At 64.5% G+C, this 16,797-nt stretch carries 20 protein-coding genes; 9 read left to right on the forward strand and 11 right to left on the reverse strand.

Annotation, left to right across the window (positions count from 1 at the left end; genetic code table 11):
• Positions 1 to 33: 33 nt before the first annotated feature.
• Entirely contained in the window at positions 34 to 639 is a 606-nt protein-coding gene (locus NKJ12_RS06420; protein ID WP_352701636.1) for a TetR/AcrR family transcriptional regulator, read from the reverse strand.
• 104 nt (positions 640 to 743) lie between these two features.
• Between NKJ12_RS06420 and NKJ12_RS06425 the strand changes: the two genes are divergently transcribed.
• Complete coding sequence (locus tag NKJ12_RS06425) at positions 744 to 2,180, forward strand: MFS transporter (protein WP_352701637.1); 1,437 nt, start codon at positions 744 to 746, stop codon at positions 2,178 to 2,180.
• A 37-nt stretch (positions 2,181 to 2,217) separates the two neighbouring features.
• Here the strand turns inward: NKJ12_RS06425 and NKJ12_RS06430 are convergent, their stop codons facing one another.
• Entirely contained in the window at positions 2,218 to 3,234 is a 1,017-nt protein-coding gene (locus NKJ12_RS06430) for a polyprenyl synthetase family protein (RefSeq protein WP_254818409.1), read from the reverse strand.
• A gap of 160 nt (positions 3,235 to 3,394) precedes the next feature.
• Between NKJ12_RS06430 and NKJ12_RS06435 the strand changes: the two genes are divergently transcribed.
• The 6 genes from NKJ12_RS06435 (at position 3,395) to moaB (ending at position 7,089) form a co-directional block, all read left to right on the forward strand.
• Positions 3,395 to 3,619, forward strand: a complete 225-nt coding sequence (locus tag NKJ12_RS06435; protein ID WP_023674082.1) for a putative signal transducing protein — start codon at positions 3,395 to 3,397, stop codon at positions 3,617 to 3,619.
• Entirely contained in the window at positions 3,619 to 4,419 is an 801-nt protein-coding gene (locus NKJ12_RS06440; protein ID WP_352505243.1) for a tRNA1(Val) (adenine(37)-N6)-methyltransferase, read from the forward strand. The genes NKJ12_RS06435 and NKJ12_RS06440 overlap by 1 nt, the downstream gene beginning before the upstream one ends.
• Positions 4,420 to 4,506: 87 nt before the next feature.
• Positions 4,507 to 5,364: a S49 family peptidase gene (locus NKJ12_RS06445; protein ID WP_352456850.1), complete on the forward strand. Its 858-nt coding sequence runs from the start codon at positions 4,507 to 4,509 to the stop codon at positions 5,362 to 5,364.
• An 81-nt stretch (positions 5,365 to 5,445) separates the two neighbouring features.
• A complete protein-coding gene (locus tag NKJ12_RS06450; protein WP_292665400.1) occupies positions 5,446 to 5,631 on the forward strand; it encodes a hypothetical protein in 186 nt (61 codons plus the stop codon).
• A 26-nt stretch (positions 5,632 to 5,657) separates the two neighbouring features.
• On the forward strand, positions 5,658 to 6,560 hold the full coding sequence (locus NKJ12_RS06455; RefSeq protein WP_352505454.1) for a 4-(cytidine 5'-diphospho)-2-C-methyl-D-erythritol kinase: 903 nt from the start codon (positions 5,658 to 5,660) through the stop codon (positions 6,558 to 6,560).
• Positions 6,547 to 7,089, forward strand: a complete 543-nt coding sequence (gene moaB / locus NKJ12_RS06460) for a molybdenum cofactor biosynthesis protein B (protein WP_352701640.1) — start codon at positions 6,547 to 6,549, stop codon at positions 7,087 to 7,089. Before NKJ12_RS06455 ends, moaB begins: the two co-directional genes overlap by 14 nt.
• Before the next feature lie 33 nt (positions 7,090 to 7,122).
• On the opposite strand, the gene NKJ12_RS06465 is transcribed toward moaB, so the two are convergent.
• Together NKJ12_RS06465 and NKJ12_RS06470 are read right to left on the reverse strand one after the other, a co-directional pair.
• Complete coding sequence (locus NKJ12_RS06465) at positions 7,123 to 8,097, reverse strand: phytanoyl-CoA dioxygenase family protein (RefSeq protein ID WP_352701642.1); 975 nt, start codon at positions 8,095 to 8,097, stop codon at positions 7,123 to 7,125.
• A gap of 189 nt (positions 8,098 to 8,286) precedes the next feature.
• The gene (locus NKJ12_RS06470) at positions 8,287 to 8,790 is read right to left on the reverse strand and encodes a glycosyltransferase (RefSeq protein ID WP_023716858.1); all 504 of its coding nucleotides are present in this window, start codon (positions 8,788 to 8,790) and stop codon (positions 8,287 to 8,289) included.
• Positions 8,791 to 8,941: 151 nt separating this feature from the next.
• Between NKJ12_RS06470 and NKJ12_RS06475 the strand changes: the two genes are divergently transcribed.
• Together NKJ12_RS06475 and rnhB are read left to right on the forward strand one after the other, a co-directional pair.
• A complete protein-coding gene (locus tag NKJ12_RS06475; RefSeq protein WP_352505247.1) occupies positions 8,942 to 10,096 on the forward strand; it encodes a PA0069 family radical SAM protein in 1,155 nt (384 codons plus the stop codon).
• A 168-nt stretch (positions 10,097 to 10,264) separates the two neighbouring features.
• Positions 10,265 to 10,960 carry a ribonuclease HII gene (gene rnhB / locus NKJ12_RS06480; RefSeq protein ID WP_352505248.1) on the forward strand — a complete coding sequence of 232 codons (696 nt, stop codon included), beginning with the start codon at positions 10,265 to 10,267 and terminating at the stop codon, positions 10,958 to 10,960.
• 258 nt (positions 10,961 to 11,218) lie between these two features.
• Here rnhB and NKJ12_RS06485 read toward each other — a convergent pair whose 3' ends face one another.
• From NKJ12_RS06485 to NKJ12_RS06515, 7 genes are all read right to left on the reverse strand, one after another.
• Positions 11,219 to 11,710, reverse strand: a complete 492-nt coding sequence (locus NKJ12_RS06485) for a F0F1 ATP synthase subunit B (RefSeq protein WP_352505249.1) — start codon at positions 11,708 to 11,710, stop codon at positions 11,219 to 11,221.
• Positions 11,711 to 11,720: 10 nt separating this feature from the next.
• The gene (locus NKJ12_RS06490; protein ID WP_352701645.1) at positions 11,721 to 12,302 is read right to left on the reverse strand and encodes a F0F1 ATP synthase subunit B; all 582 of its coding nucleotides are present in this window, start codon (positions 12,300 to 12,302) and stop codon (positions 11,721 to 11,723) included.
• Positions 12,303 to 12,383: 81 nt separating this feature from the next.
• Entirely contained in the window at positions 12,384 to 12,608 is a 225-nt protein-coding gene (locus NKJ12_RS06495; RefSeq protein ID WP_254820421.1) for a F0F1 ATP synthase subunit C, read from the reverse strand.
• Positions 12,609 to 12,674: 66 nt separating this feature from the next.
• Positions 12,675 to 13,433, reverse strand: coding sequence for a F0F1 ATP synthase subunit A (locus tag NKJ12_RS06500; RefSeq protein WP_352505251.1), 759 nt, complete (start codon positions 13,431 to 13,433; stop codon positions 12,675 to 12,677).
• A gap of 70 nt (positions 13,434 to 13,503) precedes the next feature.
• Positions 13,504 to 13,902 carry an AtpZ/AtpI family protein gene (locus tag NKJ12_RS06505; protein ID WP_352505252.1) on the reverse strand — a complete coding sequence of 133 codons (399 nt, stop codon included), beginning with the start codon at positions 13,900 to 13,902 and terminating at the stop codon, positions 13,504 to 13,506.
• 256 nt (positions 13,903 to 14,158) lie between these two features.
• Complete coding sequence (locus NKJ12_RS06510) at positions 14,159 to 15,343, reverse strand: cell wall hydrolase (RefSeq protein WP_352505253.1); 1,185 nt, start codon at positions 15,341 to 15,343, stop codon at positions 14,159 to 14,161.
• A gap of 107 nt (positions 15,344 to 15,450) precedes the next feature.
• Positions 15,451 to 16,770, reverse strand: coding sequence for an MFS transporter (locus NKJ12_RS06515; protein ID WP_352505254.1), 1,320 nt, complete (start codon positions 16,768 to 16,770; stop codon positions 15,451 to 15,453).
• Positions 16,771 to 16,797 lie beyond the last annotated feature (27 nt).

Raw genomic sequence — 16,797 nt, forward strand, 5'->3', positions numbered from 1 at the left:
GGCAATGGGAAACCGGCGTAACGGCCCCGGAACTCAGGACGTTTGCGAAAGGCTTGCGTCGAGCGCCTGCATGGCGACGGTGACAAGATCGTGCAGCCGCTTTTTCGGCACGCCGTCGCGTGCCTGCACCGAAAGGCCGTGCATCAGCGTGGCGTAATAATCACCCAACGTCTCGGCGTCGGTACCCGGCTTCAATTCGCCTTCGCGCACCGCTTGCTTCAACCGCTCGATGATCGATGCGGTACGCGCCAGCCGGTGCTCCGCCAGCCATTGCTGCACGGCGTCGTTTTCGACGGCGCAATTGGTGGCGGCCGTCACCACCATGCAGCCCTGCGGCTGCCCCGGCCGCGTATAGATTTCGACGGCGTCGCGAAGCATGCGCTCGATGACGCGCCGGACGTTTGGTTCTTCGTGCAGCGCACGCGTGGCAAAGCCGCCCTCATTGGCCTCGTAAAGTCCCACGGCTTCGCGAAACAGATCCTCCTTCGAGCCGAAGGCGGCATAGATGCGCGCCGATGCGAGGCCAAGCGCCGAAACGAGATCGGCCATCGAGGTGCCCTCGTAGCCACGTCTCCAGAAAGCGTCCCGGGCTTTCTCCAGCGCCTGGTCGCGGTCGAACTCCCTTGGCCTTCCCGCCATTGCGGCCTCCAATTTTTGTCGATCAACAAATAATCCGCTTGACTTCGGATTGCAAATCTCAATTCTTTGTCGATCATTAAATAATTATCGACAAGGAGACCGACATGAGTTCACTGGATCAAGGCGCGCCGCTCGGGGCAATCGCAACGCAAGGGACAACCGGTGTGAAGCGCGGCGCAACGCTGGCGCTGCTCGCCTTCGCGCAGCTCATCATCTCGCTCGACCTCAACATCGTCTTCGTGGCCCTGCCGGAGATCGGCGCCGGCCTCGGATTTTCCGGTCAGACCCTGCAATGGGTGGTGAGCGCCTACACGGTCTTTACCGGCGGCTTCCTGCTGTTCGGCGGCCGGGCCGCCGACCTGATCGGCCAGCGCCGCGTCTTCATCTTCGCACTCTGGCTCTACGCGCTTTCTTCGCTTGTCGGCGGCCTGGCATGGTCACCGGAAATCATCATTGCGGCACGCGCGGTCCAAGGCATCGGCGCCGCATTCCTGTTTCCGGCGACGCTGTCGCTGATCAACCGTCTGTTCGCCGAAGGACCGGAACGCAACCGGGCGCTCGCCGTCTGGGGCGGCGCAGGCGCCAGCGGCCTGACGTTCGGTTCGCTTGCCGGCGGGTTTCTGACCAGCGCCTTTGGCTGGCCGTCGGTCTTCTACGTCAACGTGCTGCTGGCCGGGATCGCCATCATCGCGGCTTTCGCCATCATCCCGCGCGATCGCAAGCGGCACGAGCACCGTAGCTTCGATCTGCCGGGCGCATTGACCGTCACCGCCGGGGCGACGCTGCTTGTCTTCACCCTGGTTCAGGGGCCTGAGTATGGCTGGGGATCGACCGCAATTATCGTCAGCGCAGCACTGGCGGCATTCTTCCTGATCGCCTTCACGATGATCGAGGCGAAGAGCGCCGATCCGCTGATGCCGCTGCGCCTGTTTTACAACCGCAGCCTCGTCGCCGGCATGACGATAACCTTCCTCTACATGGCGACTTTCGGAGCGCTGCCCTACTTCCTCACCGTGCTGCTGCAGAACGTGCACGGTTTCACTGCCTTGCAGACGGGCCTCGCCTTTCTCGTGCCGTCGGTCGCCATCGCCGCCGGCACGCAAGCCGGCGAGCGTCTGGCGACGCGCTTTTCCACGCGCAGCACGCTGGTCGGCGGCATGATCGTCGGCGCGGTCGGCACTGCATTGATGGTATCAGGCGCAACCGCGGAGAGCAGCTATCTGTCCCTCGTACCCGGCCTGATCGTCTCCGGCGTCGGACAAGGCATCGTCTGGACCGCAATGTGGATTGCCGCCGCTTCCGGCGTTGCCCATGATCAGCAAGGCGTCGCCTCGGGCATGGCTTCGACGACACTCAATGTCGGCAACGCCATCGGCATGGCCGTGCTGATCGCGATTGCGAACAGCCAAATCGGCGAATTGTCCGGCGATGCGTTGAAAATTGCCGTCGCCGACGGCATCCGCGTCGCCTTCTGGCTCGCGGCGGCGGGCATCGCCGTCAGCCTGCTCGCAGCAATGGCTCTTCCGGCAAAGGCGCGATGAGAACGGCCCCTCCCCGGCGTCGCGGCGCCGACGCCTGTCAATTCACCCGGCTGATGCAGAAATCGATGACGTCGATCAGTGCAGACTTCTGCGGCGTCGCTTCGAGCGGCGCCAGGGCGTCGCGGGCGATCTCGCCGAAATGGCGGGCGCGCCCGATGGTGTCGGCAATCGCCCCGTGGCGGAGCATCAGGCCGATTGCCTTTTCCAGCCCGGCATCGTCGGCGGCATTGTCCTCGATGGCGCGTTTCCAGAAGCTGCGCTCGGCCTTGGTGCCGCGCCGATAGGCGAGGATCACCGGCAGCGTTACCTTGCCCTCGCGGAAATCGTCGCCGACATTCTTGCCGAGATCCTTGCTGGTGCCGCCATAATCCAGCGCGTCGTCGATCAGCTGGAAAGCAAGGCCGAGATTCATGCCGTAGGAGCGGAGTGCTGCGCGATCGTTGCGCGTCGCCTGGGCGATGACCGGGCCGACCTCGGCGGCAGCTGAGAACAGCGCCGCGGTCTTGGCCTTGATCACGGCGAAATGCTCGTCCTCGGTGGTTTCGAGGTTCTTGGCGGCGGCAAGCTGCATCACCTCGCCTTCGGCGATCACCGAGGCCGCACTCGACAGGATGTCGAGCGCTTCCAGCGAGGCGACATCGACCATCATGCGAAAGGCCTGGCCGAGCAGGAAATCGCCGACCAGAACACTGGCCTGGTTGCCCCAGATCATGCGCGCCGTTTTCTTGCCGCGCCGCATGCCGCTTTCGTCGACAACGTCGTCGTGGAGAAGTGTCGCGGTGTGCATGAATTCGACCGATGTGGCGAGCTTGACATGGCCGTCGCCGGAATAGCCGAACATCTGGGCGGCGGCGAGCGTCAGCATCGGCCGCAGCCGTTTGCCGCCGGACGAGATCAGATGGTTGGCGATCTCCGGGATCATCTCGACATCGGAGCCGGCCTTCGACAGGATCAATTTGTTGACGCGCCCCATGTCGGCCGCGGTCAGGTCGATGAGGTCCTTTATCGAGGCGGCTTCGCGCTTCCCGTTTTCAATGTTGAGAACGACACCCACGGCAAAACTCCCAACCTCGATATGCACGACGGCAACATGGTCCCTGGACAGACTCTAGGGTGTCACCCACCGGTGCGGCAAGAGGCGAATTGGCGCGCCGGCTCTGGTACATGATCACGCCTACGTTTACATCAACGCCGCAAACTGCGAGTTTCATCCGATGATAGAGCTCATCCGCACCAACGACGCTGTCATCATTTCGTTTGTCGAATCGCTGATGCGCGATGCCGGTATCGGCTGTTTCGTCGCCGACCAGAACATGAGCGTGCTCGACGGCTCGATCGGCATCCTGCCCCGCCGTGTCATGGTGGACGCCGACAAGGCCGATGCGGCACGGCGCATCCTGACGGATGCCGGCATCGCCAACGAGATCCGCCAAAAATAATGTCCGCGTCGCCCGCTGCCCTTGTCCCGGACATGCCGACTCACACGGTCGATGCCTTCCATCGTGGTCGCTTCTGGCTGGTGCAGCCGAGAAAGGCCGGCCACCGCGCCGGCATGGATGCGATGATGCTGGCGGCTGCCGTGCCGTCCTCCTTCGCCGGGCGGCTGGCCGACTTTGGCGCGGGTGCCGGTGCCGCGGGCCTGGCGGTGCTGTCGCGCTGCCCCGCTGCCGCGGCCGTGCTTGTCGAGCGTTCCCCGGAAATGGCGGCCTTCGCCACCACCACGCTTGCCCATCCCGGCAATGCGCATCTCAGCGACCGCGCCTCGGTGCTCGTCGCCGATGTCGCGCTGTCGGGCCGGGCGCGAACGGCCGCCGGCCTCGAGGACAACAGCTTCGATTTCGTCATCATGAACCCGCCGTTCAATGCCGCCGAGGATCGCGCGACGCCCGATCCGCTGAGAAAGGCCGCGCATGTCTCGGAGGATGGATTGTTCGACAGCTGGATCCGCAGCGCGGCCGCGGTGGTGAGGCCGGGCGGCGGGCTGGCCGTCATCGCCCGGCCGGAACAGCTCGGCGCCATCCTCGATGCCGTTGCCGGCCGCTTCGGCGACGCCGAGATGCTGGCCGTCCATCCTCGCCCCGAGGCGGCAGCGATCCGCATCGTCGTCCGGGCAGCACTCGGCGCACGCGGCAAGCTGTCGATCCAGCCACCGCTGATGCTGCATGCCTACTCAGGCAATGGCCCTTCGGAGCGGGCAGAGCTGATCAATAACGGGCTGGCGTCGCTGTTCGGAGACTGATCCATTCTGATTGCCGGGGTGACGGCATTGCCGTTGGCCGGCGCATTCCTACATGCCTCAAGCAAATCGACCGGAGACCGCCCCCTCGTGAAACGCCTTTTCAACCGCCTGCTGCCGAAATCCTGGCGCTCCACCGTCGTCACCATTCCGGTCATCCGGCTGCACGGCACGATCATGCCCGGCGGCGGCCAGTTCCGGCCGAGCCTGTCGCTCGCTTCCACCGCCGGTCTTCTCGAAAAGCTGTTTTCCTTCGATGCGCCGGCGGTCGCCATCTCGATCAATTCGCCAGGCGGCTCGCCGGTGCAGTCGCGGCTGATCTTCAGGCGCATCCGCGACCTGGCGAGCGAGAAGAACAAGAAGGTCCTGGTTTTCGTCGAGGACGTGGCGGCATCGGGCGGCTACATGATTGCGGTCGCGGGCGACGAGATCTTTGCCGACCCGTCCTCCATCGTCGGCTCGATCGGCGTGGTGTCGGCCTCGTTCGGCTTTCCCGAGCTGTTGAAGAAGATCGGCGTCGAGCGCCGCGTCCACACCGCCGGCCAGAACAAGGCGGTGCTCGACCCGTTCAAACCGGAAAAGAAGGAGGACGTCGAGCGCCTGAAGGCGCTGCAACTGGAGGTCCACGAGACCTTCATCGACCTCGTCAAGGACAGGCGCGGCAGCAAGCTCAAGGACGATCCCGACCTGTTCACAGGCCTGTTCTGGACGGCCAAGAAGGGGCTTGAACTCGGGCTGGTCGATGCGCTCGGCGACATGCGCAGCGTGCTGAAGAGCCGTTTCGGGCCGAAAACCCAGCTCAAGCTGATCACCGCGCCGCGCGGCCTGTTCGGCCGCTTCGGCCTGTTCGGCTCGAGCTTTTCGGCGCCCGACATCGCTGCCGCCGCGGCAAGCGGCGTCATCGATGCGGCGGAAGAGCGCGCGCTGTGGGCGCGCTTCGGGCTTTGAAAAGCCGGTGAAAGCGTCTAGCATAAATCATCAACCGACCCGACCGGCGGCCTTGCCGGCCTTGCGAGGGAGGAGTTTGACATGCCGCAGATCATTTTCTTCGCCGTCGTCGGCATTGCCGCCTATTTCGGCTACCGCTCCTTCGTCAGGGAAGCCGAGCGGGTGACCGCCAAGGTACGTCGGGCCGAAAAGCAGACGGCCAACGGGACCATGGGAACACTGGTCAAGGATCCGAAGACCGGCGAATACCGTCTGGCCAAGGATTGACCGTCGTCCCCCTCGCGGCCGAGCCAATCAACGCCGAGGCCAGCCTCCGGGCATTGCATGCGCACGCCAAGATAAATCTCGCGCTGCACGTCACCGGCCGGCGCGCCGACGGTTATCACATGATCGAAAGCCTGGCTGTGTTCACGCGCTTCGGCGACCGCATCGAGACAGAACTTGCCGACAGCGATGGGTTTTCCGTGTCCGGCAAATACGCCTCCGCGGTGCCGGTCGACGACAATAATCTGGTGGTGAGAGCGCGCGACGCACTGCGTCGCGAGGCCGGTTCCCAACACGCGCCGGCTGTCGCCATCCGGCTCGAAAAGAACCTGCCGGTCGCGTCCGGTGTCGGAGGCGGATCGAGCGACGCGGCGGCTGTGCTGCGCGCCCTGATCCAGACCTGGGGACTTGATGTTGACGATGCCGAACTGGCGCGGATCGGCCTGTCGCTCGGCGCCGACGTGCCGATGTGCCTCGCTGCTAAGCCACTGATAGCCCGCGGCGTCGGCGACGAGCTGACACTCGTGCCGGATTTCCCGGCGCTGGGTCTGGTGCTCGTCAATCCCGGCACTGCCGTCTCGACGGCCGACGTGTTCGAGGCGCTTGGCCGCCGCGACAATGCGGCGCTGCCGCCGCTGCCGCACAGCCTCGACTTCCACAGCATCCGCAACTGGCTGGAGATCACCCGCAACGATCTCGAACCTGCGGCGCGTGCAATCCAGCCCGCCATCGGCAAGGCGCTTTCCGTGCTTAACAAGGCCGGAGCCGGTTTTGCCAGGATGTCGGGTTCCGGCGCCACCTGCTTCGGGCTGTTCGAGACCGGCAACGTGGCCAAGCGCGCGGCCGTCGATATCCGCGGCCGCCATCCCGACTGGTTTGTCGCGGCGACGCGAAGCGTGAGATCGGAGGCTGATGCCCATGGCCAGGATTGACGTGAGCCGCCCCTTTGTTCCCGTGCGCATCGCGGTACTGACCGTTTCCGATACGCGCAGCCTCGTCGACGACAAATCCGGGCAGACGCTGGCCGACCGTATTGCCGAGGCCGGCCACATCCTCGCCGCCCGCGACATCGTCACCGACGACCGCGACAAGATCCGCGACAAGGTCCTAGGTTGGTCAAGGGACGAAGCGATCGATGTCGTCATCACCACCGGCGGCACCGGCTTCACCGGCCGCGACGTGACGCCGGAAGCGCTGGAGCCGATTTTCGAAAAGCGCATGGACGGCTTTTCCGAAGTGTTCCACCGCATATCCTACGACAAGATCGGCACCTCGACGATCCAGAGCCGGGCAACCGGCGGCGTCGTCAACGCCACCTTCGTCTTCGTGCTGCCGGGCTCGCCCGGCGCCTGCAAGGACGCCTGGGACGGCATCTTGAAGCCGCAGCTCGACTACCGGCACATGCCCTGCAACTTCGTCGAGATCATGCCGCGGCTGGACGAGCATTTGCGGCGCGGCTGAAGCGAGCCAAGGTATCAGCCAAGCGACCTCGGTTTAGCGAATGACCGGCTCGCCGTGAAAACGGCGGCGCGAGGGCGGCGACACGCCGAAGCCGACCTCCATCATCAGCCGCGGCGTGCGCGTCGGCACGGTGCCCATATGGAAGCCGAACGGGTCCTCGACAAAGCCGAGGCCGGCCGGCCCGGTCAGCGTGACCGGGCTCTGCTCGCCATAGACGCCCAGCACCTCCTCCGCCGAATGGCCGACAAGCAGCGTCAGCTGATGCTTCAGGATGCGGCGGTTGTGGGAGCCGCGGACATAGACATGCGGCCCGGTGTCGTTGTCGACCGGCACCAGGTAGAAAAAGAACTTCAGCATCCGCCAGTCATCGAGGTCGAAATGGTATTTGCCGAGCGAGGCCATGTTCTTGTCGGCGTCCGAGACGCCACCGGTCGGAAAGCTCCACCAGACGCGGGTGGTGATCAGCTTGGCCTGGCTGCCGAGATAGTGCGCTGCGATATCGAGAAGCAGCGGATCGCGCTGCACGGCGACCGCAGCGTTGCAGTCGAGGACCCGTTCGAAATAGTGACCGCTGAGCAGCGGGCGGCCGAAATGCTTTTCGGCATCGGCGTGTTTTTCGGGCAGGAATTCCAGCCGGCGGTCGAAATTGCCGAAGCATGGCGTGCGCTCGGCGAAGCGGGCAATCTCCTCATGGATGGCGGCCGGCAGCATCAGGCCCGAATAGAGCCCCTCCGTCCGCAGCGCGCCGACGACGGCATCGCGATCGACGCCGGCGAACATCGTTTCACCGACATTGCGCGCCGGCGGAACGGGCTTTGCACCGCGCCAGTGCAGGCGCCGCGCCGGCATGGTGCGGGCCAGCATGAACATCGGCAGCCATGCCGGATTCTCGCGAAGGTCGGAAAGATAGGTCGGGATGCGGGCGGCGATGCGGCGCAGCGTACCGCCGTTGCGTGCGATCGCCTCGAGGCTTGCAGCGCCGGACTTGTCGGGGCTTGAAAGGGTCATCGGGGTCCTCAAATGTCGATGGAACAGCATCGACGATAGTCGTCGCCGCCGCTCCGGCACACCCCAAACCCATTCGCCCGTTTCGCAGGGAATGGTAACCCCCGGCCAGATTTTGTGCAATGCACAATAAGCGACGACCCGCCAGAAAATTTGCTTGGGCGGCATTCCCTAGGCCGGGATGGTAAGCCGTCACTTCCGCGGCGCCACCCAGATCTCGGCGTGGAGCCTCCTGGTCGCCAGGCCGCGGGCGATCGCTTCGGCGCTGCGGGCGCTCTTTGATAGCGCGGCGGCCTGACGCTTGCTGATCACCAAGCCTTCGGCGAGAGCGCGATTTCCGGCAAAGACGCGTGACAGGAAGGGCGCGCGGCTGCCGCGTGCCCGCGAAAATCGCGCCGCCATGGTTTGCCTGGCGGTATGGGCGACGACCTCGTCGATCCAGCCCTCCCCCAGCCGCGCGCCCGGTTCCAGCAAGAGCAGCCAGTCGCCCTTGGCCTGCCTGATGCCCGCAGCGATGCCGCCGCTGACATAGTGGCAGCCGGCATGTTCGGCGACGCGGTGCGTCTGATCGGTCGAGCCGGTGTCGCAGACGAGAACGTCGCGCACCACGCCCTCGACCGCGCCGCCGATCAGCGAGGCGAGCGTGCGGGCAAGGCCCTCCTCGTCATTCAGGGTTTCGATCAGGACGCTGAGCATGTTTAGCCGAATAGCGGAAAGCGGTGGGCAGCGCCAGTTTTTGCGGCGCGCCGCGAGAAAGTTCTTGCTTTGTTCTCATCGATGCGATAGGAATACATTCATGAGCAGAGCGATTCGACAGCGGGCGGATAGTCCCTGGGAAAGGGCCAAAATGGAACAGATCGTGCGTGCCGACATTGCCGCCTTCGGCGCTGGCAGGGCCGAGATGGCGAATGCGATGATCGAGCAGAGCGGCATGCGCGTCCGTCCGGACCGCAATCGCGGCAGGTCGGCGGGCATCAATCCGTCCGGCCGTTTCGAGCCGGTCAGCCGGCATGTGTTCGATGACGGCTGGAATTCGCTGGAGGAGCTGCCGCCCTTCAGGACCGAGGTACAGGTCGAGAAGCCGCGCACCATCATCACCCGCAACGAATCGCCCGATATCTCCTTCGACCGCTCGATCAATCCCTATCGCGGCTGCGAACATGGCTGCGTCTATTGTTTCGCGCGGCCGACGCACAGCTTCATGGGCTTGTCGCCGGGGCTGGATTTCGAATCGAAGCTGTTTGCCAAGCCGGATGCGGCGCGGTTGCTCGACAAGGAATTGTCCAGGGACAATTACCAGCCGCGCACCATCGCCATAGGCACCAACACCGATCCCTATCAGCCGATAGAGAAGCAATACCGGATCATGCGCGAGATCCTCGAAGTTCTGGAGGCGCGCGGCCATCCGGTCGGCATCGTCACCAAATCGGCACTGGTGATCCGCGATATCGACATTCTGTCGCGCATGGCCGAGCGAGGGTTGGCCAAGGTGGCGCTGTCGGTGACGACATTGGACAGGATGCTGGCCAGAACGATGGAGCCGCGCGCGTCGACGCCGACCAAGCGGCTGGAGGCGGTCAGACAGCTTTCGGACGCCGGCATTCCGGCCTCGGTGATGGTCGCGCCGATCATCCCCGGACTGACCGACCCGGAAATGGAGCGCATCCTCGATTCGGCGCAGGCAGCGGGCGCGCGTGAAGCCGGCTATGTGCTGCTGCGCCTGCCGCTGGAGGTCGCGCCGATCTTCAAGGACTGGCTGCTGCGCCACTATCCCGACCGCTATCGCCACGTCATGTCGCTGATCCGTTCGATGCGCGACGGCAAGGACTACGATTCGGAATGGGGCAAGCGCATGAAAGGCTCCGGCCCCTATGCCTGGCAGATCGGCCGGCGTTTCGAGATCGCCGCCAAACGGCTCGGCCTCAATGCCGAACGGCGCTCGCTCAGGACCGACCAGTTCGTCCCCGCTGCCAAGGCAACCGAGCAGCTGATGCTGCTGTGACAAAGCGTCTCGCGCCAGCCGCTTTGAAGCGGCCGCAGAAGGCGAAAAATCCCGTCCGGCCTGTCCTGTCCCCGGGCTTGCAGACGGTAGCCCCCTCCTGGTCCGGTGCCCCGCCCGACCCGGAGGGGACTTGCGGAGAATCGGAGCCGATGCGAACCTCGCCGCACCATGGCTCGCCCGCGTTCCGATTCTCCGCTTCTCTTCGAAATCGTCGAGAAACCCGACTTCTCGTTCGAAACGAGAGCGATGGCCGAAGGCCTTTGGCCGGTGGCAGGGATGGACGAGGCCGGCCGCGGCCCACTCGCCGGGCCGGTGGTGGCGGCAGCGGTGGTGCTCGATCCCGCCAACATCCCCGACGGCCTCGATGATTCCAAGCGGCTGACGCATTTGCAGCGTGAGGCGCTGTTCATGAAAATCCTCGGCTCCTCACTCGCCGTGTCGATGGCCTCGGTCAGCGCCGAAGGCATCGATGCCTCCAACATTCTCAGGGCCAGCCTGGAGGCGATGCGCCGTGCAGTGGCCGGCCTGTCAATCCGGCCGAAGCTGGCACTGGCCGACGGCCGCGACGTGCCGCCCGGCCTGCCCTGCGAGGGCAAAGCGCTGATCAAGGGCGACCAGCGCTCGCAGTCGATCGCCGCAGCCTCGATCGTCGCCAAGGTGTTGCGCGACCGAATGATGTGCGGCTGCGGCAGCCATCATGCGCGTTACGGCTTCGAACTGCATATGGGCTACGCCACTGTGCGCCATCGCACGGCAATCGATCTGCACGGGCCGGTGGCGCGGCTGCACCGCGCCTCCTTCGCGCCGTTCCGGTTCGGCGGCACCGAGGTGCTGGAGGAAGAGGGTTTTTCGGGTTTGGATTGAGATTGGCGAAAGCGGCTGAGCGCGCAATCTCCCCCCTTGAGGGGGAGATGGCCGGCAGGCCAGAGGGGGTCGCCTTCGTGTGAAGCGTCAACGTTCTCTTTCGTCCCAGTGGCGTCGCGCCAGGACGTACCGCCCCCCTCTGTCGCCTTTGGCGACATCTCCCCCTCAAGGGGGAGATTATGCGCTCTGCCGCTTTCGCCAACAAAAAAGCCGCCAGGTTTCCCCGGCGGCTTCCGATGAATTTCTCGACGAAGTCGCTTAATTCAGTTTCGACTTCAAATCCTGCAGGGAGGCGTTGAACAGGTCGGCGCCGGCCTTGGCGTCGATCTTGCCGGCCAGCAGCGCGCGCGCGGCTTCGACCGCAATGTCGACAGCGCTGGCACGCACTTCGCCGATCGCTTCGCGCTCGGCCTGGCCGATCTTCTGCTCGGCCAAGGCGGTGCGCCGGGCGACATAGTCCTCGGTCTTCTGGTGCGCCTCGGCGGCAAGCATGTCGGCTTCACGCTTGGCGGCGGCAACGATGGCCGCCGCCTCCTGCTCGGCTTCCTTGCGCTTGCGCTGGTATTGGCCAAGCAGCTGCTGTGCCTCTTCGCGCAACCGGCGCGCCTCCTCGAGCTCGGAGCTGATCTTGTCGGCCCGCGCATCGAGCGCCTTGGCGATCATGCCCGGCACCTTGATGTAGATGGCGATGCCGAGGAAGATTACGAGGGCAACCGTTGCCCAAAGCGTCGCGAGAGATGTGGCGTCCATGATGCGCTCCTCACCCGGCCACGGATTTGACCGCGGCCGCGATTTCGGCCTTGCTGGCCTTGCCGCCGACAAGCGCCTCGACGATGGCCGAAGCGGTGTCCTCGGCGATCGTGCCGACTTCCTTCATGGCATTGGCCTTGATGGAAGAAATACGCGCCTCGGCCTCGCCAAGCTTCTGGTCAAGCGCTGCCTCGATCGTCTTGCGGGCAGCTTCGGCTTCCGCCTTGGCCGCATCGTTGGCCTGCTGACCGATCGCATTGGCCTTGCCCTTGGCTTCCGCCAATTCCTGCTCATAGGCGGCAACGGCGGCATCGGCCTCGCTTTTCAACCGGGCAGCATGATCGAGATCCTGCGTGATGCGGTCGTTGCGAACGTCGATGATGCCGCCGACGCGCGGCATCACTACCCGTTTCAAGAAGACGTAGAACAGCCCGAAAGTGATTGCCAGCCACACCAGCTGTGACGGGTACGTTGCCGGATTGAATGGCGGGAACGTGCCGTGCGCCTCGGCAGGCACGCCGGTGGCGGCGTGCGCGTCGGCTTCCGTTGCGGCGGGCGCGGACTCTTGCGCAAAGGCAGATGTCACGAACATGGACTATCCCCGAAATTCAGTCCCGCCGCAGGATCGCGGCCGGCCTGTTCAATTCTTCCCAATGTTCAGCCGAACAAATATTCAGCCGAACAGGGCGAGAAGCGCGATGAGAAGCGAGAAAATACCCAGCGCTTCGGTCACGGCGAAGCCGAAAATCAGACGGCCGAACTGGCCGTCGGCGGCCGACGGGTTGCGCAGCGCGCCCGCCAGATAGCTGCCGAAGATGTTGCCGAGGCCAACGCCCGCGCCGCCCATGCCGAGGCATGCGATGCCGGCGCCGATGTACTTTGCTGCTTCTGCGTCCATTTGTTCAACTCCTTTGGATCTAAAATTCCGTTGCAAATTCGATCCGGCGGCAATGCCGGAACCTAGTTAGTGCCCGGGATGCAGGGCGTCGTTGAGATACATGCAGGTCAGCACGGCAAAGACGTAGGCCTGCAGGAACGCGACCAGCAACTCAAGCGCCGTCAGCGCCACGGCCATGGCCAGCGGCAGAACCGAACCCGCCACGCCGACCGCGCCGAGCGCGCTCAGGCTGACGACAAAGCCCGAGAACACTTTCAGCGTAATGTGACCGGCGAGCATGTTGGCGAACAGACGAACCGACAGGCTGACCGGACGTGAGACGAAGGAAATCACCTCGATAAGCACCACCAGCGGCAGCAGGTAGACCGGCACGCCATGCGGGACGAACAGCTTCAGGAAGCCAACGCCGTGCTTGGTGAAGCCGTAGACGACAACCGTTCCGATCACCAGCGCGGCGAGGCCGAAAGTGACGATGATGTGGCTGGTGACGGTGAAGAAATACGGGAACAGGCCAAGCAGGTTGGCGACAAGCACGAACATGAACAGCGAGAACACGAAGGGGAAGAACTTCATGCCCTGCGTGCCCGCGGCGTCCCTCAGCATATTGCCGACAAATTCATAGGCCATTTCCGAGACCGACTGAAGGCGGCCCGGAACCAGGCTGCGGCTCGATGTGCTGAGATAGAGAAACGCCGCCGCGACGGCAACCGTCGCAAGCATGAACAGAGCCGAATTGGTGAAAGACAGGTCATAGCCGCCGATGTGAATCGGAATGATCGGATGGATCTGGAACTGGTGGATCGGATCGACCTTGTCAGCAGCCACTTTAAATCCCCATCAAAGCCGCAGACGGCTTCAGCATTCTGTTCAATGCGCCGGCATGCGGCGCCTCAATTCATTCTTTCGGATCGCGCGGTTTGTCGCCCGTTCCGAATTCCGACACAAGCCCGGCTGAACGCAGGACATTGAGCACGCCGGCGCCAAAACCCAGCAGCAGCCCGACTATCAGACCCCATGGCGATATCCCCGCCACGCGATCGATAAACCAGCCGAGAGCCGCACCGACCACTATCCCGGCGATGAACTCGCTGGACAGCTTGAGCGCCTGGCCGTACCCGGCCACACTGCCCGTTTTCGCGTCGTCTTTCCCCTCGAGCCGATCCGGCCGCCTTGTCGCAAGCGATGCTTCAAGGTCGCGCCGGCGGCGCTCAAGATCGTCGTCGCGGATGTCGGCTTCATGCTGCTTGCCGCGGCCGGTTTTGCCGGTTCCGTCTGGCCCATTCTTGTCGGCCACGCAACCCCCCCTGCCCGGTCAGACCGTTACCGTCCGTCCGCTTCTTAAAGTCGCCGGCAACATAGTTAGAGGGTCCGCGCCCGTCAAGCCACGGGCGGACCTTCGAGCTCAAGTATTTTTTCGTTATGAATCAGCTACTTGCCTGGGTGCGACATCGTGCCCGACGCGGTCTCCGGCGGGCTGCGGCCGAATCCCCACGGCGATGCGTCTTCCATCGGCCGCTCTCGCGGGAAAGATGCAAGGGCCGCCAGAGCGCTTAGCTCCAGCCGCCGCCATAGGTGCGGTAGAAGATGTGCAGGCCGATCCTGGTCATTTTCTGCATCGTCCGCGCCCAGCCCGGATGGACGTAGTTGGCGTAATAATGGGTCGACGAGCCGACTTCCGGAATGAAGATCTTGCCGGCTGTGACGGCCATGGCGACATCCTGAGCGGTCTTGTAGGCAGCGGGGTTGTCGATCCGCTTCTTCCTGCCGTCGCAGGCGAAGGAAAACTGACAGCGGTTGAACCAGTTGTCGTTCTGGTAGACAACGCCGCAGATCGAGTTCGGATAGGCCGGGTTTCGGACACGGTTGAGGATGACCTGGGCGACGGCGGCCTGGCCGCGCACGGACTCGCCGCGCGCCTCGAAATAGATGCCGTTGGCGAGACAGGCCTGCTCCGGTTTGGAAAAGACGCTCGCCGGCAGCGGCGTCTGCATCCAAGAATGATCGCCCTTGCTCAGGGGCGGAATGAAGCGGCCATCGTTCGGGTCCTCGTCCTGCAGCAAGGCCTCGAAAGGCGACGCCTTGGCGTAATCGGGGGCAGACGAGGCATAGGCGGTCGCCAGCACGTCGGGATGATCGTTGTTGACCAGCGCGGCAAGCATCGCCGGCACGCCGGAATCCGGCTTCTTGTCGACGCGCGTGTGGAAGGAGGCCGCGATCTGAATTTCCTTGCCTTTGATCTCGGGCTTGGCGAAGGCCATCCTCAGGCCGCTGTCCATGCTTGGGCGCAGCAGCGAGGAGGTTCGCTCGAAGATCGAGCCGGCGTTGAAGTTCTTCGGCGGCGAGACGGGCGAGACCTCGATGATGCGGCCCTTCTTGTCGGCACGCGTGATACGGTTCTCGTCCGGCGTCGTGCCGGCGATGCCGCCCTTGCCGCGAAACGAGACGGCGCCGATGCCGGGCAGTTGGACGCCGGAGCCGGAGAGCGAGCCGGTGCTGCTGGAATCGAGGAAGGGCATTTCGGCGGCGTGAACGGAGCCGGCGACGGATTTCTCGACATAGGCGTTCCAGCGGACGCTCGGCGCCTCAAGACCGGAGACCAGGCTTGTCATGTCCTGATAGGCAACGACACTCGGAAAGCCGATCCAGATGCCAAGGCCAATAATAAACGGAGACAGGAAGGAACGCTTTTTCTCACCGGCGGCGGCGACAAGCCGCGTCAAAACACGTCGATGCACGGAACTCTCCAGAAACGCAACGGACCCCACTGGAGAGCTACAATGATGCATTAACCTTGATGGGGCGTTAACAGCTTAGAACCTTGTTTTCCCATCTCGTGTCGAAGTCAGGCGCTTTTGCGGCTGTCCGTTGGCGGAAGAAAGATCGGCCAGGCGATCAGCGCGCAAATAGCCGCACCCAGCCAGACGCCTGGCCACGAGCAGAGCACGAGAAGCCCCGGAATGGCGATCGGCACCAGGAAAAAGGCAATGAAGACCAGACTGTTGGCAAGGCCGAGCGCCGTTCCGGCCTGGCTGGCGCCGGCCAGCGTCGCAAGCTCGGTGTAGGCGACGCCGTGCCAGGAGGAGACGCAGATGCCGGCCACGACGAGCATCGCAACGATCGCCGGCGACAGCATCGGCGCTTGGCCTGACAAGAATTGGGCCGAAAACAAGACGAGCGCCGCAAGCACGGCGAAGGCGGCCACGCTCAGCATGCTGCACAGACGCAGGAACGACCGGCGGTTGCCGTGACGGTCGGTATAGCGGCCGCTCCAGACGCGCATGACCATGGCGCCGACCTGCACGGCACCCAGGCTGGCGCTGATCACGGCTGTTCCCATGCCGGCAAAATCATGTAGGAAGACGGAAGCAAAGGTGAGCACGGCCACCTGTGGGAAGCACAGCAGGCCGATGGCTGTCGCGATGCGCCAGACGGCCGGGTTGCGCAGCGGCGCGGGGCCGGCCGGCTTTGCCGCGCTGCTCGAATGGGCATGGTCGTGCGCCGGCGGCTGATGCAGCCAGCGCCAGGCGAGTGAGGTCGAGACGGCGGATGCAGCCGCCAGAAGTCCGAAGACCGCCGTGAAGCCATGGGCCGAAGCGAGCGACGGCAGCACCAGCGCGCCAAGCCCGCCGCCAAGCGGCACCGCCGTCTGCCTGATGCTCATGGCAAAGCCACGCTCGCCTTCGCCGAACCAGGCCATGATGGCGCGGCCGCTGGAGCCGTTGACGCTGCCGCCGAGCAATCCGGTGACCAGCAGGGCAGCGGCGAGAAGCGCGACGCCGGGAATTTGGGCTGGTGACGGCACGACCAGCGCGGCCATGACGAGCAGCCACAACGCGGTTGCGCCGAGCCCGGTCAGCAGCACGCGGCGGTCGCCCCAGCGATCGGTCAGCAGCCCCCACGGCAATTCGCTCAGCGCCACGCCCAAGCCGAGAAGGCCAAGCGCCAGACCGAGCTCGCCATTGGAGAGATGATAGCCCGAGCGTAGGAACACCGCCGTGGCCGGAATGCCGGAGAATGTCGCGGAGAAGCAGGCGTTGGCGGCGACGCCGATACCCAGCACCTTCCAGCGATGATTGGGTCGAAGCACCGCCGCCTCTGACAGGGTGGTAACGGCGGCCGGGCGAAGCGGTTTGCAATCTGCTCGTGTGTCGACAGCGGACATGGTTCAGCTCCTGCATGCGCTGGTTGC

The organism is Mesorhizobium sp. M0195 (genome assembly GCF_040322115.1).
In the GTDB taxonomy this organism is placed as follows: Bacteria; Pseudomonadota; Alphaproteobacteria; order Rhizobiales; family Rhizobiaceae; genus Mesorhizobium.